21 protein-coding genes, 1 tRNA gene and 1 pseudogene are annotated in these 21,450 nt (G+C 61.9%); 13 read left to right on the top strand and 10 right to left on the bottom strand.

What is annotated here, in order from left to right; translation table 11 throughout:
- Positions 1 to 22: 22 nt before the first annotated feature.
- Positions 23 to 148: a hypothetical protein gene (locus ACLCGK_RS11575; RefSeq protein ID WP_264370981.1), complete on the bottom strand. Its 126-nt coding sequence runs from the start codon at positions 146 to 148 to the stop codon at positions 23 to 25.
- Positions 149 to 925: 777 nt separating this feature from the next.
- Here ACLCGK_RS11575 and ACLCGK_RS11580 point away from each other — a divergent pair.
- Genes ACLCGK_RS11580 through ACLCGK_RS11590 form a run of 3 tightly spaced genes read left to right on the top strand, consistent with a single transcriptional unit; the run spans position 926 to position 2,757 of the window.
- Positions 926 to 1,414 (top strand): Hcp family type VI secretion system effector, encoded by a 489-nt coding sequence (locus ACLCGK_RS11580; protein ID WP_410952035.1) that lies wholly within the window; start codon positions 926 to 928, stop codon positions 1,412 to 1,414.
- Between the two features lie 9 nt (positions 1,415 to 1,423).
- Positions 1,424 to 2,401: a hypothetical protein gene (locus ACLCGK_RS11585; protein WP_410952036.1), complete on the top strand. Its 978-nt coding sequence runs from the start codon at positions 1,424 to 1,426 to the stop codon at positions 2,399 to 2,401.
- A complete protein-coding gene (locus ACLCGK_RS11590) occupies positions 2,398 to 2,757 on the top strand; it encodes a hypothetical protein (protein ID WP_410952037.1) in 360 nt (119 codons plus the stop codon). Before ACLCGK_RS11585 ends, ACLCGK_RS11590 begins: the two co-directional genes overlap by 4 nt.
- 59 nt (positions 2,758 to 2,816) lie before the next feature.
- On the opposite strand, the gene ACLCGK_RS11595 is transcribed toward ACLCGK_RS11590, so the two are convergent.
- A complete protein-coding gene (locus ACLCGK_RS11595) occupies positions 2,817 to 3,041 on the bottom strand; it encodes a hypothetical protein (protein ID WP_410952038.1) in 225 nt (74 codons plus the stop codon).
- Between the two features lie 224 nt (positions 3,042 to 3,265).
- Here ACLCGK_RS11595 and ACLCGK_RS11600 point away from each other — a divergent pair, with 224 nt between their 5' ends.
- From ACLCGK_RS11600 to ACLCGK_RS11645, 10 genes are all read left to right on the top strand, one after another.
- Positions 3,266 to 3,673 (top strand): hypothetical protein, encoded by a 408-nt coding sequence (locus ACLCGK_RS11600; protein WP_410952039.1) that lies wholly within the window; start codon positions 3,266 to 3,268, stop codon positions 3,671 to 3,673.
- A 518-nt stretch (positions 3,674 to 4,191) separates the two neighbouring features.
- Positions 4,192 to 5,913, top strand: coding sequence for a tetratricopeptide repeat protein (locus ACLCGK_RS11605; protein WP_410952040.1), 1,722 nt, complete (start codon positions 4,192 to 4,194; stop codon positions 5,911 to 5,913).
- Positions 5,914 to 5,917: 4 nt separating this feature from the next.
- Positions 5,918 to 6,535 (top strand): lipoprotein insertase outer membrane protein LolB, encoded by a 618-nt coding sequence (gene lolB, locus ACLCGK_RS11610; protein WP_013970898.1) that lies wholly within the window; start codon positions 5,918 to 5,920, stop codon positions 6,533 to 6,535.
- A gap of 3 nt (positions 6,536 to 6,538) precedes the next feature.
- The gene (ispE, locus tag ACLCGK_RS11615; protein ID WP_410952041.1) at positions 6,539 to 7,399 is read left to right on the top strand and encodes a 4-(cytidine 5'-diphospho)-2-C-methyl-D-erythritol kinase; all 861 of its coding nucleotides are present in this window, start codon (positions 6,539 to 6,541) and stop codon (positions 7,397 to 7,399) included.
- Positions 7,400 to 7,419: 20 nt separating this feature from the next.
- Positions 7,420 to 7,494 (top strand) — tRNA-Gln (locus ACLCGK_RS11620).
- 47 nt (positions 7,495 to 7,541) lie between these two features.
- Positions 7,542 to 8,483, top strand: a complete 942-nt coding sequence (locus ACLCGK_RS11625) for a ribose-phosphate pyrophosphokinase (protein WP_003247410.1) — start codon at positions 7,542 to 7,544, stop codon at positions 8,481 to 8,483.
- Positions 8,484 to 8,604: 121 nt separating this feature from the next.
- The gene (locus ACLCGK_RS11630) at positions 8,605 to 9,198 is read left to right on the top strand and encodes a 50S ribosomal protein L25/general stress protein Ctc (RefSeq protein ID WP_013970896.1); all 594 of its coding nucleotides are present in this window, start codon (positions 8,605 to 8,607) and stop codon (positions 9,196 to 9,198) included.
- A 79-nt stretch (positions 9,199 to 9,277) separates the two neighbouring features.
- The gene (pth, locus tag ACLCGK_RS11635; RefSeq protein ID WP_410952042.1) at positions 9,278 to 9,862 is read left to right on the top strand and encodes an aminoacyl-tRNA hydrolase; all 585 of its coding nucleotides are present in this window, start codon (positions 9,278 to 9,280) and stop codon (positions 9,860 to 9,862) included.
- Between the two features lie 24 nt (positions 9,863 to 9,886).
- Positions 9,887 to 10,987 carry a redox-regulated ATPase YchF gene (ychF, locus tag ACLCGK_RS11640; protein ID WP_013970895.1) on the top strand — a complete coding sequence of 367 codons (1,101 nt, stop codon included), beginning with the start codon at positions 9,887 to 9,889 and terminating at the stop codon, positions 10,985 to 10,987.
- Between the two features lie 289 nt (positions 10,988 to 11,276).
- Entirely contained in the window at positions 11,277 to 12,989 is a 1,713-nt protein-coding gene (locus ACLCGK_RS11645) for a SulP family inorganic anion transporter (protein ID WP_410952043.1), read from the top strand.
- Between the two features lie 119 nt (positions 12,990 to 13,108).
- Here the strand turns inward: ACLCGK_RS11645 and ACLCGK_RS11650 are convergent, their stop codons facing one another.
- From ACLCGK_RS11650 to ACLCGK_RS11685, 8 genes and pseudogenes are all read right to left on the bottom strand, one after another.
- Positions 13,109 to 14,119 carry a DUF2955 domain-containing protein gene (locus tag ACLCGK_RS11650; RefSeq protein ID WP_054572318.1) on the bottom strand — a complete coding sequence of 337 codons (1,011 nt, stop codon included), beginning with the start codon at positions 14,117 to 14,119 and terminating at the stop codon, positions 13,109 to 13,111.
- Positions 14,109 to 15,206, bottom strand: coding sequence for an HlyD family secretion protein (locus tag ACLCGK_RS11655; protein ID WP_015268934.1), 1,098 nt, complete (start codon positions 15,204 to 15,206; stop codon positions 14,109 to 14,111). The genes ACLCGK_RS11650 and ACLCGK_RS11655 overlap by 11 nt, the downstream gene beginning before the upstream one ends.
- Positions 15,203 to 16,723 carry an efflux transporter outer membrane subunit gene (locus ACLCGK_RS11660; RefSeq protein WP_410952044.1) on the bottom strand — a complete coding sequence of 507 codons (1,521 nt, stop codon included), beginning with the start codon at positions 16,721 to 16,723 and terminating at the stop codon, positions 15,203 to 15,205. Before ACLCGK_RS11660 ends, ACLCGK_RS11655 begins: the two co-directional genes overlap by 4 nt.
- A 13-nt stretch (positions 16,724 to 16,736) precedes the next feature.
- Positions 16,737 to 17,834, bottom strand: a complete 1,098-nt coding sequence (locus ACLCGK_RS11665; RefSeq protein ID WP_013970855.1) for an AI-2E family transporter — start codon at positions 17,832 to 17,834, stop codon at positions 16,737 to 16,739.
- A gap of 39 nt (positions 17,835 to 17,873) precedes the next feature.
- Entirely contained in the window at positions 17,874 to 19,070 is a 1,197-nt protein-coding gene (locus tag ACLCGK_RS11670) for a monovalent cation:proton antiporter-2 (CPA2) family protein (protein ID WP_410952045.1), read from the bottom strand.
- 35 nt (positions 19,071 to 19,105) lie between these two features.
- The gene (gene ppk2, locus ACLCGK_RS11675; RefSeq protein ID WP_003256373.1) at positions 19,106 to 19,924 is read right to left on the bottom strand and encodes a polyphosphate kinase 2; all 819 of its coding nucleotides are present in this window, start codon (positions 19,922 to 19,924) and stop codon (positions 19,106 to 19,108) included.
- A gap of 348 nt (positions 19,925 to 20,272) precedes the next feature.
- The gene (ycaC, locus tag ACLCGK_RS11680; protein ID WP_410952046.1) at positions 20,273 to 20,893 is read right to left on the bottom strand and encodes an isochorismate family cysteine hydrolase YcaC; all 621 of its coding nucleotides are present in this window, start codon (positions 20,891 to 20,893) and stop codon (positions 20,273 to 20,275) included.
- Between the two features lie 112 nt (positions 20,894 to 21,005).
- A pseudogene (locus tag ACLCGK_RS11685) lies at positions 21,006 to 21,167 on the bottom strand (CorA family divalent cation transporter); the annotation flags it as partial.
- Positions 21,168 to 21,450: the final 283 nt, after the last annotated feature.

Genomic DNA, 21,450 nt, shown 5'->3' on the forward strand with positions numbered 1-21,450 from the left:
CAGGGCAGCATCAGCGGCAACTTCAGCTCACACCCCCGCTTTTGATCTGGCTTTTGATCTGGCTTTTGATCTGGCTTTTGATCTTGATCTTGATCTTCGCGACTTCAGGAGGCCGAACGCAGGCCTTGCGGAGGGAGGTGACGGGCATGGATGCCCGTCAAGCGCTGAGGCCCCATGGATGGGGCCTGCAGCGCGTACTCCCGGGAGCAAGGCCGGAGTGAGGGAACCCCGGAGCGCAGCGTAGGGGCCGGATGATGGGAGCGCAGCGTTTTTTGGTTACTTTTTGCCGCGTTTGGCAAAAAGTGACTCGCCGTAAGGGCGAAAAGGTGAGTCAGCGTCGCCATCGCATACGGACTGTTCGCCATATCAAAACCGTCGCTTAAGCTTTTTGGCTTTTTGGAGGTGGGCATTCACATCGAGCAGGCATTCATTCGTGACGGCGGCGCAAAGTCACCTTTCCGCCCTTACGGCGGGTCCCTTTTTGTCGTGGCAAAAAGGAACCAAAAACCGTCGGCTCCCATCATCCGGCCCCTACGCTTCGCTCCGGGGTCCCCTCGCTACGGGCCTGCTCCCGGGAGTACGCGCTGCAGGCCCCATCCATGGGGCCTCAGCGCTTGACGGGCATCCATGCCCGTCACCTCCCTCCGCAGTCCCTTCGCTCGGCCTCCTGAAGTCGCAATCGGCGGCGCCTGAACTACCGCGCGCTTAGAAGCAAGAACCAGAACCATCGGCTCGACATCTCCTTAGTTAATTACACCGACCAAATCGAGAGGACTTTTGACATATCTCTACAAGACTTATCCACAGTCTTGTAGTCCTTTTCCCAAATACATGCCCAGCTGTTGCTCCACCCTCTTTCCGCGCCTAGCCTTGACGCCGCTACATCGATATTCCTCACCCACATGATGACCAAGGAGCGGTAGATATGGCTTTGGACGCGTATTTGAAAATCGACGATATTCCAGGCGAAGCCTTGGACGAGAAGTACGGCAAGTGGATTGAAGTCACCGGTTATGATTTCGGTGTAAGCCAAAGCCCCTCTGCCACTGCAAGCTCGGCAGGGGGTGCCACTTCGGGGCGCACCGCAGTGAGCCATTTCACTTTTACCAAGTTTCTCGACAGCGCCAGTTGCAAACTCATGGAGGCCAGTTGCGCGGGGCAGCATCTCAAGGAAGTCAAACTCGCGCTGTGCCGCGCGGGCGGTGACAAGCTGAAGTACTACGAGATCATCCTAGAAGAAGTGATCATTGCCGATTACGCCCAGAGCGCCGCCGACGGCGTGCCTATCGAGGTGGTTCGCCTCGATTACGGCAGAATCAAGACCACCTATACCCTGCAGAAGCGCATCGACGGCTCGGGCGGCGGCAATATTGCCGGTGGTTGGGACCGGATCGGCAACAAGAAGTACGCGTGAGGTATCGCCATGTACGAAGCCCGCGCTTTCATCAACCCCAGGATGCAGAACTATCACACGCTCAAGGCCGGCCTTGCGCTTGGCGGGCATGCCGCAAGCAAGTTCGACATCCTGAATGCACACATTTACAACAGTGTGGTCAGAAGCGGCGAACTGGTGATCGTCGGCGACTGGTCTACACCTTCGTGTACCAGTCAGGAGGCTTATCTGATGTCTCAGGCCTCCATCACGCATATGGGGCTGATGCGCAGTGGCCAGGGGGCTGATGAGTTTTTTCTGGATAATTTCGAGTTGCTGAAGAGCTTGCTTGCCCATGCTTCACTGGGCGCAGGCGTGGTCAGCGACGGCTGGAGCAGGCATCTGAAGGCCATTCAGGACACGTTGCTGGAGATCGAGAAATTGCACAGAGAACATCTGGGTTCAGGGACGCTCAAAAACCGTGACCAGTTTTATGCCAAGCGTGTGGCACTGTTCTCGAAGCTTGACGAACAGTTGGGCAAACTGGCGGCGTTCGGCTCGGGTTTGCGTAACAAGGGATCGATTAAAAGGACACTGGCCATATCCACGAAACGCTATTTGCACACCGGTGAGATTGCAGGGTATGCGAATAAGGTTGCCGGGGTAGGCAAGGCTGCCAGTTTGATAAAAAAAGGTACTTACATTGGCATAGCGCTTGATGTCGCAGCAACGGGCCTGGCGATTCGCCAAGCCTGTATGCTCGGTAGAGAAGATGAGTGCACGCGTGCAAAATTTCTCAATGGTGCGTCATTAGCCGGTGGTCTGACCGGCAGCGGCATAGGTGGATACATAGGAGGGACCATTGTTGCGCCCTTTGTATGTGCGGCTCTGGGAGTAGGGACGGCCGGTTTGGGGTCAATTACCTGCGCAGTCATTGGTGCTGCCGCAGGGGGGAAGCTAGGCGGTGACTTCGGAGGAGAAAAAGGCGAGGTGCTTGGTGACTTCCTATATCGAGAGTTCTCGCAATGATCAATATGGAACCGGGTCTGATCGCACTTATTCTCATCACCTCAATCGCAATCGCAATTACTGTCCAAATTTACGTTGCACATAAATACACCGAGCACTTTGAGTCTTTCTTACCCACCTCTCGTATCGTATCTGACAACATAAAAAACTATAAGCATGCTGGACTAATAGGAAAACTGATAAGAACTGGTCAAATTGCAACACTACTGGCCACACCCAAAATCTTCACTTACAGGGGCACAGCAGATATCGAGGAAGTACAAAAATTTCCGCGCCGTGAAAGGCTTGTCTTGGTCAACCTCTGGGCTATTCACATCATATTATTCCTTGCACTCGTGCTGTCTCACTATCTATGACCCAATGGAGATACGACTTCGTATTCTGTTCAAGGACAAAGTTCTCCCGCAGCAATCGATCATTGGAAACTCAAGGCCGGCACTCGACGCGTGGCAAGGACTTGCAAACGACTGAGATTGTGGGGTGTGCAGTTAAGATCATAGGTGTGGTCAGGGCTGCCAACCTGATCAAAAAAGACACCTATATAGGTATTGCGCTGGAAGCCGCCGCGACGGGTCTTGAAATCCATAAAGCCTGCACCGCTGGCCGCGACAATGAGTGTAGAAAAGCTAAATACGTCCATGGATCTTCCTTGACAGGCAGTGTCGCCGTGGGAGGGATAGCAGCAAGCTACGGCGGTGCTATTGCCACTAGTATTTGTCTCGCTCTTGGCGTGCCCACAGTCGGTACAGGCGCACTTGTCTGCGCTGTTATTAGTGGGGCTGCGGGAGCCACAGGAGGAAGCATGCTTGGCGGTGCTGTAGGGGAAGCGCTCGGCGAAGTATTGTATGAAAAGGTAGGCAGCGAATGAGCACTGAAGCGGGTATTGTTGCATTTATAATTTTGGCCGCCATGACCGTCACGCTTTGCGCATCGTTTTACATATCAATCTATCATCTTGACAGGATCGAATCATTACTACCGAATAGCGCATTCGTGAGCGGAAATAAAAAAACCTTTTCACAAGCAGGCCTAATTGGAAAGGTAATGCGCACACTCTCAATATCAATACTACTAACAGTGCCAAAAATATATGCGCGAAAAAGCTTGGTTGACCTTGATGAGGTCACGAACTTCCCTATACGCTTGAAGCGCACCCTGATCGTCTTAGGGGCTATGCACCCAACACTTATCGGAGCACTTATTTTATTTCGCATTTGGTTGCGCCCCTTGGGCCTATTCCGTGACATCGGACGCCAAGAGGCTGGCTGTTGAGACATCAGCCCTAAGCTTTTTGCTTTCAGGTGTAGGCATTCACATCGAGTAGACATTCATTCGCGATAGTGGCGCCACGTCACCTTGACGCCCTTACGGCGGGTCCCTTTTTGTCGTGGCAAAATGGAACCAAAAACCGTCGGCTCCCATCATCCGGCCCCTACGCTTCGCTCCGGGGTCCCCTCGCTACGGGCCTGCTCCCGGGAGTACGCGCTGCAGGCCCCATCCCTGGGGCCTCAGCGCTTGACGGGCATCCATGCCCGTCACCTCCCTCCGCAGTCCCTTCGCTCGGCCTCCTGAAGTCGCAATCTGCGGCGCCTGAACTATCGCGCGCTCAGAAGCAAGAGCAAGAGCAAAAATTCTGTGTGCTGGGCGCCGTGGCAGGCTCTGCGGCGAACCGCGCGGGCACAGCGCGGTCTGCATAAGCGAAGCGCAGCTTCATACCTTCGCAGGTGGGTTTGCCCCCGCGCTTGTGTCATCATGCTCCGACCGCCGGTGAGTCCTTTTTAAAGCCTTCTATGAACAAACCATACGCATTGCTGCTTGCCTTCGCCCTGCTCCAGGGCTGCCAGAGCCTGGCCCCGCAAAAGGCCGAGCCTCCCATCGCCGAGGCCGGCAAGAGCGAGGCGGAAAAGCCCGTGGTGTATGGCTCGTTCAAGCAGGACACGCTCTATAGCCTGCTGGTGGCGGAGCTGGCCGGCCAGCGCAACCGCTTCGACATCGCCCTGGCCAACTACACCGACCAGGCCGCGAAAACCCAGGACCCGGGGGTTTCCGAGCGCGCCTACCGCATTGCCGAATACCTCGGCGCCGACGAACCGGCACTGGACAACGCCCTGGTATGGGCCCGCAACGACCCGCAGAACCTCGACGCCCAGCGCGCCGCCGCCATCCAGCTGGCCCGCGCCGGCCGCTATGACGACTCCATGACTTACATGGAAAAGGTCCTGCAGGGCCAAGGCGACACCCATTTCGATTTCCTCGCCCTGTCCGCCGCCGAAACCGACCAGAGCACCCGCGACGGCTTGCTGCAAAGCTTCGAACGCCTGCTGGTGAAGTACCCGGACAACAGCCAGCTGGTGTTCGGCAAGGCCCTGCTGCTGAACCAGGACGGCAAGGCCGAAGAAGCCTTGGAGTTGCTCGAGTCGCACCCGCCGCAAAACGGCGAAGTCGCCCCGGTCCTGCTGCGCGCGCGCCTGCTGCAAGCCCTGGACCGCGGCCCGGAGGCCCTGCCACTGCTGCGCGGGGCGATTCGCGACAACCCGGACGACAAGCGCCTGCGCCTGACCTACGCGCGCACCCTGGTCGAACAGGACCGCATCGCCGATGCCAAGGGCGAGTTCCTCAGCCTGGTCCAGCAATACCCCGAGGACGACGAGCTGCGCTATTCGCTGGCGCTGGTGTGCCTGGAAAACAAGGACTGGGATGAAGCCGAGGGCTACCTGCAGGAGCTGATCGAACGCGACAGCAACGTCGACGCCGCGCACCTGAACCTGGGCCGCATCCGCGAAGAGCGCCACGACCCTGCAGGCGCCCTGCGCGAATACGCCCTGGTCGGCCCGGGCCCCGACTACCTGCCGGCGCAGCTGCGCCAGGCCGACATCCTGATTGCCAACGGCCGTGGTACCGAAGCCTCGCGCCTGCTCGCCGATGCCCGCGAATCCCAGCCGGACTACGCCATACAGCTGTTCCTGATCGAATCGGAAAGCTACAGCAACAACAACAAGGACGCCCAGGCCAGCCAGGTGCTGCAGCAAGCCATCCAGCGCTACCCGGACGACCTCAACCTGCTGTACACCCGTGCCATGCTGGCGGAAAAGCGTGACGACCTGCCGCAGATGGAAAAAGACCTGCGCGCCATCATCGCCCGCGAGCCGGAAAACGCCATGGCCCTGAACGCCCTCGGCTACACCCTGGCCGACCGCACCACCCGCTACAGCGAAGCCAAGGCGCTGATCGACAAGGCCCATCAGCTGACCCCGGATGACCCGGCGGTGCTCGACAGCCTGGGTTGGGTCAATTACCGCCTGGGCAACCTCGACGAGGCTGAAACCTACCTGCGCAAGGCTTTTGCCAGCTTCCCAGACCACGAAGTGGCCGCCCACCTGGGCGAAGTGCTATGGGCCAACGGCAAGCGCCGCGAAGCCCGCCAGGTCTGGGCCAAGGGCTTCGAAGCCCAGGCCGACAGCCCCATCCTGCGCAAGACCATCCTGCGCCTGACCGGATCCGAGACTCTCTAACGCCATGTTCCTGCGCCATTGCATTACCTTCACCCTGATCGCCCTGCTGGCCGGCTGTGCCGGCTTCGGTAGTCGCGAGGCCCTGCAGGGCCACGGCGACCCGCAGCAGTGGCGCGCCCATAAAGAGCAGTTGAGCAGCCTCGATGGCTGGCAGATCAACGGCAAGGTCGGCATCCGTGCCCCGCGCGACTCCGGCAGCGGCACGCTGTTCTGGCTGCAACGCCAGGACTACTACGACATTCGCCTGGCCGGCCCGCTGGGCCGTGGCGCCGCTCGCCTGACCGGCCGCCCCGGCGGCGTGGTACTGGAAGTGGCCAACCAGGGCCGCTACGAGGCCCTCAGCCCCGAAGCCCTGCTGGAAGAACAACTGGGCTGGCAGTTGCCGGTCTCACACCTGGTCTGGTGGGTCCGCGGCCTGCCAGCCCCCGACAGCAAGAGCAAGCTGACCCTGGACGGCGACAGCCGCCTGGCCAGCCTCGACCAGGACGGCTGGCAGGTGCAATACCTGAGCTACACGGAACAGAACGGCTACTGGCTGCCCGAGCGTATGAAGCTGCACGGCAAGGACCTCGACGTGACACTGGTGGTCAAGGACTGGCAACCCCGCCAGCTGGGGCACTGATACATGCAGACCCTCACCCTGCCCGCTCCGGCCAAGCTCAACCTGTGGCTGCACATCATCGGCCGCCGTGCGGACGGCTATCACGAGCTGGAAACCGTGTTCCAGTTTCTCGAGCACGGCGACGAACTGAGCTTTGCCGTGCGTGACGACGGCGTGATCCGCCTGCACACCGAGATCGAAGCAGTGCCGCATGACAGCAACCTGATCGTGCGTGCTGCGCGCAAGCTGCAGGAACAATCCGGCACGACGTTGGGCGCCGATATCTGGCTGACCAAGGTGCTGCCCATGGGCGGCGGCATCGGCGGCGGCAGCTCGGATGCCGCCACTACCCTGTTGGCCCTCGCCCACCTGTGGCAACTGGACTGGGACGAAGACCGCCTGGCCGCACTGGGCCTGAGCCTGGGCGCCGACGTACCGGTATTCGTGCGCGGCCACGCGGCATTCGCCCAGGGCGTGGGTGAACAATTGACCCCGGTCGACCCGGAAGAGCCGTGGTATGTCGTGCTGGTGCCGCAAGTGTCTGTCAGCACAGTAGAAATTTTTTCACATCCACAGTTGACACGTGATTCGCTCCCCCTTAAGATGCGCCCCGTTCCCGAGGGAAACAGTCGAAATGACTGCCAACCGGTGGTAGAGCAGAGTTACCCGGAAGTTCGCAATGCGTTGAATTCACTGGGTAAATTCACTGAGGCTCGACTGACCGGTACTGGAAGTTGTGTGTTTGGGGCCTTCCCAAGCAAAGCCGAAGCTGATAAAGTTCTGGCCCTTCTTTCAGCGACCCAAACAGGGTTTGTGGCGAAAGGAAGCAACGTTTCGATGTTGCATCGCAAGCTGCAAAGTCTGGTCAAGAAGTCGAGCGCATAAGCGTTCGCAGCAACAGATACAGGGGCGTCGCCAAGCGGTAAGGCAGCAGGTTTTGATCCTGCCATGCGTTGGTTCGAATCCAGCCGCCCCTGCCATTTTCCTTATACTCATCCAGGTTACCCTCAGCCTTCAGGTACTGCGCGTGTCCAAGATGATGGTCTTTACGGGGAACGCCAACCCCGATCTGGCTCGGCGTGTCGTACGTCAGCTGCATATCCCTCTCGGTGACGTTTCTGTCGGTAAGTTCTCCGACGGCGAGATCAGCACTGAGATCAATGAGAATGTCCGCGGTAAAGACGTCTTCATTATTCAGCCGACCTGTGCCCCGACCAACGATAACCTGATGGAACTGGTAGTGATGGCCGACGCCTTCCGCCGCTCCTCAGCATCCCGAATCACCGCCGTGATTCCTTACTTCGGATACGCCCGCCAGGACCGCCGTCCGCGTTCGGCACGTGTAGCCATCAGCGCCAAAGTCGTCGCTGACATGCTCACTGTCGTAGGTATCGACCGTGTACTCACCGTCGACCTGCACGCTGACCAGATCCAGGGTTTCTTCGATATCCCGGTCGACAACATCTACGGCTCGCCCGTACTGGTCGACGATATCGAGGACCAGCGTTTCGAGAACCTGATGATCGTCTCCCCGGACATCGGTGGTGTCGTGCGCGCACGTGCCGTCGCCAAGTCCCTGGGCGTCGACCTGGGTATCATCGACAAACGCCGCGAGAAGGCTAACCACTCCGAGGTCATGCACATCATCGGCGACGTCGAAGGGCGCACCTGCATCCTGGTAGACGACATGGTCGACACCGCCGGCACCCTGTGCCACGCGGCCAAAGCCCTGAAAGAACACGGCGCTGCCAAGGTTTACGCCTACTGCACGCACCCTGTCCTGTCGGGCCGCGCGATCGAGAACATCGAGAAGTCGGTACTGGACGAGCTGGTGGTGACCAACACCGTTCCGCTGTCCGCCGCCGCTCAAGCCTGTGACCGTATCCGCCAACTGGATATCGCACCGGTTGTCGCTGAAGCGGTCCGCCGCATCAGCAACGAAGAATCGATCAGCGCGATGTTCCGCTAAGCGGAACACACGCTGACGAAAAGCGCCCCGCCCCAACACCGGTTGTTGGGGCGGGGCTTTTTTGCCATCCCCGTTGGCGCTGGTCGCAAACGCCCTCGGGGGGCTACTTTGGAGAAACAAAATGACCGAATTCACTCTGAACGCCCAAGCGCGTACTGACCTGGGGAAAGGTGCGAGCCGCCGCCTGCGTCACTCCGCGAACATCCCAGCCGTTGTCTACGGTGGTAACCAGGACGCTCAGTCCCTGACCATCCTGGCCAAGGAAATCACCAAGCTGTTCGAAAACGAGGCTGCCTTCAGCCACGTTCTGGAACTGAACGTCGACGGCGCCAAGCAAAACGTCGTGGTCAAGGCTCTGCAGCGCCACCCGGCCAAAGGCTTCATCATGCACGCCGACTTCGTTCGCGTCGTTGCTGGCCAGAAACTGACCGCCAAGGTACCGGTTCACTTCATCAATGAAGAAGCCCCGGTCAAGAAAGGCGGCGAGATCTCCCACGTAGAAGCCGAGATCGAAGTTTCCTGCGAAGCCAAAGACCTGCCTGAGTTCATCGAAGTCGACCTGGCCAACGCTGAAATCGGCACCATCATCCACCTGTCGGACCTGAAAGCTCCGAAAGGCGTAGAGTTCGTAGCTCTGGCCCACGGTGATGACAAAGCTGTTGCCAACGTTCACGCTCCACGCGTTGCTCCAGAAGCAGAAGGCGCTGCCGAGTAATCCACTCGCGCGCCGGCGTTGATCGGGTTACAGTGCCGCGCGCCCTGTAACCCACCAACTCCAAGGAAGAGCCCCTGACGTGACCGCCATCCAGTTGATCGTCGGCCTGGGTAACCCCGGCCCCGAATACGAACAGACCCGGCATAACGCAGGGGCTCTTTTCGTTGAACGCATTGCCAGCGCCCAGCGCGTCTCGTTGACCGCTGACCGCAAATATTTCGGCCTGACGGCTAAGTTCAGCCATCAGGGCAACGACATTCGTCTGCTCATCCCCACCACCTACATGAACCGTAGCGGCCAGTCCGTGGCGGCCTTGGCCAATTTCTTCCGCATCAAGCCGGAAGCGATCCTGGTGGCGCATGACGAACTCGACCTGCCCCCGGGCGTCGCCAAGCTCAAGCGCGGCGGTGGCCATGGTGGGCACAACGGCCTGCGCGACATCATCGCGCAGCTCGGCAACCAGAACGACTTCCACCGCCTGCGGCTTGGCATCGGCCACCCGGGCGACGCCAAACTGGTCTCCAACTTCGTCCTGGGCCGCGCGCCGCGCGCCGAGCAGGAGAAGCTCGACGCCAGCATCGATTTTGCCCTCGGCGTGCTGCCGGACGTGCTTGCCGGCGACTTCGCCAAGGCGATGCGCGAGCTGCACAGCCAGAAGGCCTGATTTCCTTTAGAGAGGGGAATACCCATGGGTTTCAATTGCGGCATCGTCGGCCTGCCCAACGTCGGCAAGTCCACCCTGTTCAACGCCCTGACCAAGTCTGGCATCGCGGCGGAGAACTTCCCCTTCTGCACCATCGAGCCTAACAGCGGCATCGTGCCGATGCCCGATGCGCGCTTGAATGCACTGGCTGAAATCGTCAAGCCAAACCGCATCCTGCCGACCACCATGGAGTTCGTCGACATCGCCGGCCTGGTGGCTGGTGCCTCGAAAGGCGAAGGCCTGGGCAACAAGTTCCTCGCCAACATCCGCGAGACCGACGCCATTGCCCACGTGGTGCGCTGCTTCGAAGACGAGAACGTGATCCACGTTTCCAACAGCGTCGACCCCAAGCGTGACATCGAGATCATCGACCTCGAGCTGATCTTCGCCGACCTCGACAGCTGCGAGAAGCAGCTGCAGAAGGTTGCCCGCAACGCCAAGGGCGGCGACAAGGAAGCCCTGGCGCAGAAGGCCATCCTCGAACAGCTGATCCCGCACTTCACCGAAGGCAAGCCAGCGCGCAGCCTGATGAAGAACATGAGCGCCGAAGACAAGGCGGTCATCCGCGGCTTCCACCTGCTGACCAGCAAGCCGGTCATGTACATCGCCAACGTGGCCGAAGACGGCTTCGACAACAACCCGCACCTGGACGTGGTCAAGGCCATCGCCGAGGAAGAAGGCGCGGTAGTGGTGCCGGTGTGCAACAAGATCGAAGCGGAAATCGCCGAGCTGGAAGACGGTGAAGAGAAGGATATGTTCCTCGAGGCCCTGGGCCTGGAAGAGCCTGGCCTGAACCGCGTTATCCGCGCCGGTTATGAGCTGCTGAACCTGCAGACCTACTTCACTGCCGGCGTGCAGGAAGTACGCGCCTGGACCGTACGCGTCGGTGCCACCGCACCACAGGCCGCTGGCGTGATCCACACCGACTTCGAAAAAGGTTTCATCCGCGCTGAAGTGGTGGCCTATGACGACTTCATCCAGTTCAAGGGTGAGAGCGGTGCCAAGGAAGCCGGTAAATGGCGTTTGGAAGGCAAGGACTACATCGTCAAGGACGGTGACGTGATGCACTTCCGCTTCAACGTCTAAGCGCCAGACCGCAGTACCTACGAACCCCTTGAGGCCAACGCCTCAAGGGGTTTTGTTTTTTCTGGCATTTGGCAAGCGGCACGCGCCCCCTGTGGGCTTTAGCCGCGAAGAATCCAACGCGGTGCATGGCACCGGCTGCGCCGGTGTTCGCGGGCATGCCCGCTCCCACAGGTACCACGCATTTTCTGGACATTGCATCAAAGGCCTTGTGTCGCGAAAGGGCCGCAGAGCGGCCCCGGAATTCAGCATCTAAGCTGTGATTCAGCACCCTCCCCTGGACGCACGCCCCATGCCCGAAAAAAACCGCCTCGACTGGCAACGCTGGTTACCCGGCCTGGTCACCCTGCTCCACTACCAACCCGCCTGGCTGCCCAAAGACATCGCCGCCGGCCTGGTGCTCACCACCATGCTGGTACCGGTGGGTATAGCTTATGCCGAAGCTTCCGGCGTACCTGGCATCTACGGCCTGTACGCCACCATCATCCCGCTGCTGGCCTACGCCCTGTTCGGCCCCAGCCGCATCCTGGTGCTGGGCCCGGACTCGGCGCTGGCCGCGCCGATCCTGGCAGTGGTGGTGCAGTACGCCGCCAGCGACCCGCAACGGGCAATCGCCATCGCCAGCATGATGGCCCTGGTCGCCGGGGCGTTCTGTGTGATCGCCGGTTTGCTGCGCCTGGGCTTCATCACCGAACTGCTGTCCAAGCCGATCCGCTATGGCTACATGAACGGCATCGCCCTCACGGTGCTGATCAGCCAGTTGCCCAAACTGTTCGGCCTGTCGGTCGACAGCCAGGGCCCGCTGCGGGACACCTGGAACCTGATCCAGGCATTGCTCGCCGGCCAGGGCCATTGGCCAAGCTTCGTGGTCGGTGGCGGTAGCCTGGCGCTGATCCTGCTGCTCAAGCCGTTCAAGCGTTTGCCGGGCATTCTCATTGCTGTGGTGCTGGCCACGCTGGCGGTGAGCCTGCTGGGGCTCGACCAGCAAGGCGTGAAAGTGCTCGGCGAACTGCCCCAGGGGCTACCCAGCTTCGTGTTCCCCTGGGTCAGCGATATCGACCTGGTGGAGGTGCTGCTCGGCGGCATCGCAGTAGCGTTGGTGTCGTTCGCCGATACCAGTGTGCTGTCACGTTCATACGCCGCGCGCATGAAGGCCCCGGTCAACCCCAACCAGGAAATGTTCGGCCTGGGTGTGGCCAACCTGGCCTCGGGGCTGTTCCAGGGCATCCCCATCAGCAGCAGCTCATCGCGCACCCCCGTGGCCGAAGCGGCCGGCTCGCAGACTCAGCTCACCGGTATTATCGGCGCGCTGGCGGTGACCCTGTTGCTGCTGGTGGCGCCCAACCTGATGCAACACCTGCCCAACAGCGCCCTGGCGGCAGTGGTGATTGCCGCAGCATTGGGCCTGTTCGAGTTCGCCGACCTCAAGCGCATCTTCCGCATGCAGCAATGGGAATTCTGGCTGTCGTTCACTTGCTTCGTCGGCGTAGCGGTATTCGGGGCCATTCCCGGTATCTGCATTGCCGTGGCTATATCGGTGATCGAATTCCTGTGGGACGGCTGGCGGCCGCATCATGCGGTGCTGGGACGGGTGGATGGCACCCGCGGTTACCATGATGTGCAGCGTTATCCACAGGCCCGACGCATTCCGGGGCTGGTGCTGCTGCGTTGGGATGCCCCGCTGTTCTTTGCCAATGCCGAACAGTTCCAGAGCACGGTGATGGCGGCGGTGGATGCATCGCCTACCCCGGTACAACGGCTGGTGATCGCGGCAGAGCCGGTGACCAGCATCGATATCACCTCGGCGGACATGCTGGCCGAGCTGGACCGGGCGCTGGAGGCGCGGGGGGTGGAGTTGCAGTTTGCCGAGATGAAGGACCCGGTAAAGGACAAGATGCGGCAGTTCGAGTTGTTCGAGCATATGGGGGAGTCGGCGTTTCATCCCACTGTTGGGGCAGCGGTGGATGCCTACCTGGAGGAGAGTGGGGTTGACTGGAAGCCCTAGGTTTTCCTGGGCTGGCCTCTTCGCGGGCATGCCCGCTCCCACAGGGACCGCACAAACCTCAAGGTTGTCGCTGTACCTGTGGGAGCGGGCGTGCCCGCGAAGAGGCCAGTACAGAAGAACTAAGCAGTCCGAACCCGCCGCCGATCAATCCATATGAGCATGGCACTGGCGTACACCGACACCGCCAGAAACAGCGCCATGCGCACGGCAAAGGCGCGGTAAACATCCTGCCCTCCCGCGCTGTCCTGCACCGACTGCCCCAGCAAGATCAGCATGGTCGTCAGGCAACTCACCCAGTACGCCGGGCTTTGCCTGGTATCCACCGCCCGGTAAAGCCTGCGCCCCTGCCAAAGGACGAACAGCAGCACCCACAGGAAAAACATCCACAGGTGCACGAACAGGCTCAACGCGCCCCACATCAATATCGCCAGCAACCCGGCCAGCAAGGTCGAGCCGATCAGTTCGCGGCTGGCATGCCGTGCGCGGGTCTCACCGGCCTGCTGCCCCAGACTCACTGCCTTCATGATCAGCGGCATGTACTGGTCCGGGGCGATCAGCGCCAGCAAGAAGGCCGGCATGACGATCAACGTAGCACGCAAGGCAACCCAGCTCACCTGGTCACTGTCGAGCAGAGGCGGTGCCGGTTGCGCCGGCGCATCGGCCGGCTCGGGAAACAGCACATGCGCCGCTGCCGTGCCCAGCACCGCCAGCAGCATGCCTTTGGCCAGCGCTTCGACCACCGACAGCGCCAGGCTGAAGTCGCTGGTGCCGGCGGCAGCGATCATGGTCAGGCCGATAACCAGCAAATTGGCCAACAGGCCGTTGCCGCCTTTCAGCGCATAACGCAAGGTAAGGAAAACCCCCACACTCACCAGCAACACCCCACTTACCGGGGCATGGCGCAGCAGCGGAATCAGCAGCAGCCCGCTGCCGCAGGCAAGCAGCACCAGCACCGCCAAGGCCGGTGCCGCACGCAGGGGCAAGGGCTGGCTGCGCATGGCCAGCAACAACACCGCGAACACCGGCGCCAGGATCGGTACCGGCAAGCCGATGCCGAAACTCACCGCCAGGCAAAGCGCCACGCCCCAGGCCAGGCGCAGGGCACGCAGGCGGCGTAGTTCAATAGGCATACGACAGCCAGCTCATCAGCCACATGAACAGCCGGCCCAGCAGGTTCAATGGGTTGCCCTCGCTTGGCAGGGCCATGACTTCGGCCTGGCCACCGACCCGCAATACGGTCTTGTCCTGCAACTGGTCACGCTCCAGTTCGACGATAACCGGGAAGCGCTGTGCGGAGCGCAGCCACTCGCGGCTGTTCTGTACGGTCGGCAACGTACCTGGCGGGGCACTCTGGCCTACGCTCACACCGTAGCCGATGCTGCGAATGCGCCCCTTCAACACCGTGCCGGGCAGCGCATCGAGCACTACCAGCACCGGGGTTTCAGGGCGCAGCCGACCTAGGTTGTTCTCGGTCATGTCGGCACTTATCCACACGTCATGGATAGCGATCAGGGTCATCATCGGGCTGCCGGCGCCAACATAGTGGCCAACGTCGGTGCGCAGGTCGGTGATCAACCCGTCTGCATCGGCGCGTACCATGGTGCGCGCCAGGTCCAGCCGGGCTTTTTCCACATTGGCCGCCGCGCTGCGCAGTTGGGCGTTGTCGTCCTGCGCTCCGCCCTGCTGCTCACGGGCCCGCTCAACTTCGGCACGGGCTGCCGCCACCTGGCTGATGGCCTGGTCGCGGCTGGCCTGGGCGCCCTCCAGGCGGCGCACCGACACCGTGCCCGGGTCTTCATCGATCAGGCGCTTGAGCCGCTCGGCGTCCTGCCGGGCCTTGCGCTCGTTGGCCTGGGCCGCCACCAGCGCCGCCTGGGCCGAGTCGATGCCAGCGGTGTGGGCGCCGATCTGCCGGCGTACCGTGTCCAGGTCGGCTTCGGCGCGAGCCAGGGCAATGCGATATTGCTCCTGGTCCAGTTCGAACAACACATCGCCCTTGCGCACTTCCTGGTTGTTGCCCACCGCCACACGCTTCACCTGCCCAGCCACCTCGGCACTCACCGGCACCACGTAGGCCTGCAGGCGGGCTTGCTGGGTATAGGGCGTGAAGCGATCGGCCAGCAGGTACCACAGCAGGCTCACGACAATCAGCAGCAGCACCCAGCGCATGCCGCGATCGGGGGCTGGCGGGGATGGCGTCGGCGTGGTGTCGCTCATTTCGTTTCACCTTGTGCATGTGCGCTGGGGCTTGGTTCGTCAAGCAGTTCACCCCAGTCGGTGCGTTGCTGCATCTGCTGGCGGGTGGCCGGGTCGATCGGTGCGCGGCTGGCGTCCCAGCCGCCGCCCAGGGCCTTGTACAGCGTCACCAGGCTGCTGACGGCATTGCCGCGGCTGACCAGGTAGCCGTCCTGTTGCTGCAGCAGCAGTTGCTGGGCGTCGAGCACGCGCTGGAAGTCGGCAAAGCCTTCGCGGTACTGCGAGCTGGCCAGGTTCAGGGAGCGCTGCGCGGCCTGCGAGGCCTGGTCGCGGATACTTGCGCTCTGCAGCGAGCGCACCAGCCCGCTGGCGGCATCGTCGGCCTCACGGGCGGCTTCGCGAACGTCCTGGTGATACAGCTCGATCAGTTGCTGCAAGCGGGCATCTTCCACGCGCACAGCGTTCTTGCGTCGGCCGTAGTCGAACGGGTTCCAGATCAGGCTGGGCCCGGCGGCGATGTCGAAGGTATCGGGCAAATGATTGGCCGTGACGAAACTCCAGCCGATGCTGCCCAACAGGCTCAGTTGTGGATAAAGGTCGGCCTCGGCCACCCCGACCAGCGCCGACTGCGCCGCCACCGCCTGCTCGGCGGCGCGGATGTCCGGGCGACGCTGCAGCAGGCGGGCGGGCACATCCTGCAGCACGGCACGGTCCGGCAACGGCAACTGGCCGTGGCCGGCATCCAGCTGTGGCAGCGGCCCGGGCGCGCGGCCCAGCAGCGAGCACAGCACATTGCGCAGGGCATTGAGCTGGTTCTGGAACTCGGGGATGGTGGCCTGGGTAGCCAGGTACTGGGTGCGCGCCTGTTGCCAGTCGAGTTCGTCGTTTTCGCCATGACGGAACAGCCGCTCGGTTATCTCCAGGCTGCGCTCCTGGCGGCGGGCGTTTTCTTCGGCGATATCCAGCCGCGCCTCGGCGGTGCGCAGGGCAAAGTAGGTGTCGGCCACCTGCGCACGCAACAGCAGCATGGCATCGGCGTAATTGGCCTGGGAGGCGAAGTAGACGGCGTCGGCGCTTTCGATGGCGCGGCTGAAGCGCCCCCAGAAGTCGATTTCCCAGCCGATGTCGAAGCCCGCGCTGGATTGCCAGAACACCGAGTCGCGAGCGGTGGCGGTGCCGGACTGATCCTGTTTCAGGTAAAGGCTCTGCGCGCGCAGTTGCTGCAGCTGTGGATAACGCCCGGTCTGCACGATGGCCAACTGGGCGCGGGCTTCGGCAACGCGCAAACCAGCCACGCGCAGGTTGCTGTTATTGGCATCGGCCTCGGCGATCAAGGCATCCAGGGCAGGGTCGGCGAACACGGCCCACCACTGGCGCAGGTCGGGCGCCGCGGCCTGCTGCCCGGCCTGCTCCAGCAGCGGGGTGTTCCAGGTGCCCAGCCACGGGTCTTGCGGCGGCTGGAAATCCGGGCCGACCTGGGTACAGCCCACCAACGCGGCAGCCAGGCTCAGTGCACAACCACAGAAGCGTCCGGGCATGGCAGGCCTTGGCTTATGCCGACGGTTCGACGGGATTTTCCGGCACCTGCAGCGCCACCCACTGCCAGAACAGTACATAAGTGACGCCCAGGATCACCGGCCCGATGAACAGGCCGATGATGCCTTTGACCACCATGCCGCCCAATGCCCCGATCAGCACCACCGGCATCGGCACGTCCACCCCGCGTCCCAGCAGCAGCGGCTTGAGCACGTTGTCGGCAAGCCCGGCGACGAAGGTGTAGATGGCGAAAATGATGGTCGCCACGGTAAAGCCTTCGACGTTGAAGATGTAGATGATCACAGGCACCGTTATCAACGTGGCCGGTGCCTGGGCAATCCCCAGCATGAGGATGACGATTGCCAGCATCCCCGCCCCCGGTACCCCTTTGATGACGAAGCCGACACCGATCAGCAGCATCTGGATGAAGGCAATGCCGATCACGCCCTGGGCCACCGCGCGAATGGTGGCGGTGCACAGCTTGGCCAATGGCTTGCCGCGTTCCTCCCCCGACACCCGCATGGCAATGCGCTGCGCCGCGATTTCGCCGCGGTCACCGAACGCCATGATGATGCCCGAGACGATGATCGCCGCGATGAACAGCAGGAACGCGCCGCCTGCGCTGGCCGCTGCCCCCAGCACCGTGCGCCCGGCACCCTTGAGCTGGGGCATCCACTGGTTCAGCACACCGGCCATGTTTTCCGAGGCGGCCAGCCACAAGGCATGCACCTTCGGCCCGATCAGCGGCCAAGCCGCCACCGAGTCGGGAGGGGCCGGCACGGTCCAGGCCCCGCTTTTCAGCAGCGTCACCAGGCTGTCCACCGACTCGCCGATGGACATCACCACCAGGTAGATCGGCACCAGCAGCACGACCAGTACCAGCAGAACGACCAGCGTCGCCGAAAGCCCGTCCTTGAGCCCTGTGCGGCGCTGGATGCGGCAATACAACGGGTACAAGGTCACCGCCAGGATCACCGACCACAGCATCAGCTCCAGGAACGGCTGGAACGTCTGGAAGGCGAATATCACCAGCGCAGCCACCAGGCCGGCCTTGATGAGCACATCGAGCAAGCCCCGCGACAGGCGGCTGTCCATCTTGATACCCGGTTGCATGCTTCACCTCCAAACTCCAGGTGCGCCATGTGGCGCGATTCAGTGGCCCGCTTCAGGGGCTGCCGGTGTGGGGTTGTCGTCACGCAACTGCCGCGCCAGGGCCATCATTACCAACGGCACTACCGCCATCGACAAGGTGATGGCCAGCACCAGCAGGTCATGCACCTGCTGCGCAAGCACCTGATGATCCAACGCCAGCTTGAACACCACGAAGGCAAACTCGCCGCCAGACGCCAGCACCACGCCCAGGCACAGCGCCTGGGCCTGGGTGAGCCCACCTGCGGTGCGGCCCAGGCCATAAAGCAGCGGCAATTTGATCATCACCAGCAGCAGGGTCAGCCCCAGCACCATTAACGGCATGCCGAACAGCAGGCGCAGGTCGGCGCTCATCCCCACGCCAACGAAGAACAGCCCCAGCAGCAAACCCTTGATGGGCTCGATCTGGGTTTCCAGTTCGTGGCGGAAAGGCGACTCGGCCATCAATACGCCCGCCAGAAATGCCCCCAGCGCCATCGACACGCCCACGTGCTCCATCACCCAGGCGGTGCCCAGCACCACCAGCAAGGCGGTAGCGGTAGACAGCTCGGGCAGGCCCGAACCGACTGTCCACTTGAAAACAGGGGTCAACAGGTAGCGGCCAAAGATGATCAGCACACCTATGCCAACCACCACCGCCAACACCGGCCAGGCGCCTTCGTCGGCGGTACTGACATCACCACCGAGCAGCGGCACCACGGCAATCAGCGGGATCGCGGCAATGTCCTGGAACAGCAGGATCGCCACGGCCAGGCGGCCGTGCGGCTTGCCCAGGTCCTTGCGCTCGGCCAGTACCTGCAGGCCAAACGCGGTGGACGACAGCGCCAGGCCCAGGCCCAGCACGATGGCAGCCGGCTTCGACTGGCCGAACAGCCAGTACGCCAGCAGGCCAAGCACTACAGCACTCAGGCCCACTTGTAGCGAGCCGACGCCAAACAGCGCCCGGCGCATGCCCCACAAACGCCGCGGCGACAGCTCCAGGCCGATGACGAACAGCAGCATCACCACACCCATCTCCGACAGGCGTGCCACGTTATCCGGGTTGTTCAGCAGGCCAAACACCGATGGCCCTATCAGGATGCCCGCCAGCAGATAGCCGGGCACCGCCCCCATTTTCAAACGCTGCGCCAGCGGTACCAGAAGCACCACGGCCAGCAGGAACACCACCGTCGCCTGCAACAGGCTGCCATCATGTGGCATAGGCTCGCACCCTCGCTGCTCCCCACGGGGAGAGATCAGAAACGCTCTTCGACGACCTTGAACGGGTAGTTGACGGCCTTGTATTTGCCGATCTTGCCGCGCTTGGGCAACTTCACCAGCCCGTCGCGGGTAATGTCCTTGTAGGGAATGCGCGTCAACAGATGGCTGATGATGTTCAGCCGGGCACGGCGCTTGTCGTTGGAATGGGCCATGAACCACGGTGCCCATGACGAGTCGGAGGCGGCGAACATTTCGTCGCGGGCCCGGGTGTATTCATCCCAGCGTGTGTAGGACTTGAGGTCCATCGGCGACAGCTTCCACAGCTTGCGGCCATCGTTGATGCGGTCCTGCAGGCGGCGGGTCTGCTCTTCGGCGCTGACCTCCAGCCAGTACTTGATGAGGATGATCCCCGACTCGACCATCATCTTTTCGAACAGCGGCACCACGGTGAGAAACTTGCTGCTCTGCTCTTCACTGCAGAAGCCCATCACTCGCTCGACACCGGCGCGGTTGTACCAGCTGCGGTCGAAGATCACTACCTCGCCCGCGGCAGGCAGGTGGCCCAGGTAGCGTTGCACATACATCTGGCTCTTTTCCCGCTCGGTTGGCGCCGGCAGCGCCACCACGCGGAATACTCGCGGGCTGACGCGCTCGGTAATGGCCTTGATGGTACCGCCCTTGCCGGCGCCATCGCGGCCCTCGAAGACAATGCACACCTTCAGGCCCTTGGCCACCACCCATTCCTGCAGCTTCACCAGCTCCACATGCAGCTGCTTGAGTTCCTTCTCGTACGCCTTGCCGCCCAGTTTCTCTGGCTGGTCCTTGGGGTCTCTCTTCCTGGACGACTTCGACATGGCGCTCTCCTGAGGGCGAATGAAGAGTCAGTATGGTCGATCCATGGCAGTTTGCCGCTTCGCTTGTGGATTTTGCAGGCTTGCTTCTATCTCATTGATTCTGCGAGTGCTGGGGAGTGTTCCGGGGAGGATGTGGGTTTACCCTGATGCCGGTCAATCAAGCAAATGGGGGCCGCTTTGCGGCCCTTCGCGGGCTTGCCCGCTCCCACAGGTTTGGTGTGAGGCTCAAAAAAGCGCGGTCCCTGTGGGAGCGGGCAAGCCCGCGAAGGGCTGCAAAGCAGCCCCAATCAAGCCGGCAAACCTTAACTGCCACGCTCCCACAGGGTACGGGGTGCCTTCAAGGCCGGATTACTTGGCCATCTTGTTGTAGCTGGTCATCAGGTTGCGGTAGTCCGGAATATGGTTGGAGAACAGGGTCCCCAGCCCTTCGATGTCATTGCGCCAGTCACGGTGCAGCTCGCAGGCCACGCCGAACCAGGTCATCAGTTGCGCCCCGGCGGCCTCCATGCGCCGCCAGGCCGAGTCACGGGTCAGTTCGTTGAAGGTGCCGGAGGCATCGGTGACGACAAATACCTCGAAGCCCTCCTCCAGCGCCGACAGTGCCGGGAAGGCCACGCACACTTCGGTCACCACGCCGGCGATCAGCAGCTGCTTCTTGCCGGTGGCCTTGACGGCCTTGACGAAGTCCTCGTTGTCCCAGGCGTTGATGTTGCCAGGCCGGGCGATGTACGGGGCGTCGGGGAACTGCTCTTTCAGTTCGGGCACCAGCGGGCCGTTGGGGCCGGTCTCGAAACTGGTGGTGAGAATGGTCGGCAGCTTGAAGTACTTGGCCAGGTCCGACAGGGCCAGGACGTTGTTCTTGAAGCGGTCGGGGTCGATGTCCCTTACCAGCGAGAGCAGGCCGGTCTGGTGGTCGACCAGCAGCACGGCGGCGTTGTTATTGTCCAGACGCTTGTATTGGAAGGCCATGACGGGTTTCCTTGCTTTAGCAGGTTGGAGTATCAGCGTAGGCAAGGATGGCGGGGTGGGGAGGCCGTCGGTCGATTCGTTTTGGCCTGTCCCGGCCAACACAACAATTAAGTCAGTACTCGCGCCGCTTGCGAAACGCCCAGCGCCCCACCAGCACGGTGAAGGTCGCCACCAGGGCCACCAGCACCCAGAAACCATGGGGGTTTTCCGCCAGCGGCACACCCCCGACGTTCATGCCGAAGAAGCCGGCGATGATGTTGATGGGCAGCGCCAACTCGCAATGAGGCACGGGGAGATGGCAGAAAGGTTGCTGAATATTCGTTGCAGTCAGATGACAGCAGACTCCGCAAGCACGGCCAGCACAATCCCTGTGGGAGCGGGCACGCCCGCGAACACCGGCGAAGCCGGTGCCATGCACCGCGTTGCATGCTTCGCGGGCACGCCCGCTCCCACAGGATGCGCAGTGCGAAACCTGAGAAAGCGCAGCCATCACTTCACAAATTCCTGAACTGATTATTTGCCCGCAGCGATTTTTCCCCTCGCCGACCGCCACCAGA

This window comes from Pseudomonas sp. S1(2024) (assembly GCF_046557535.1).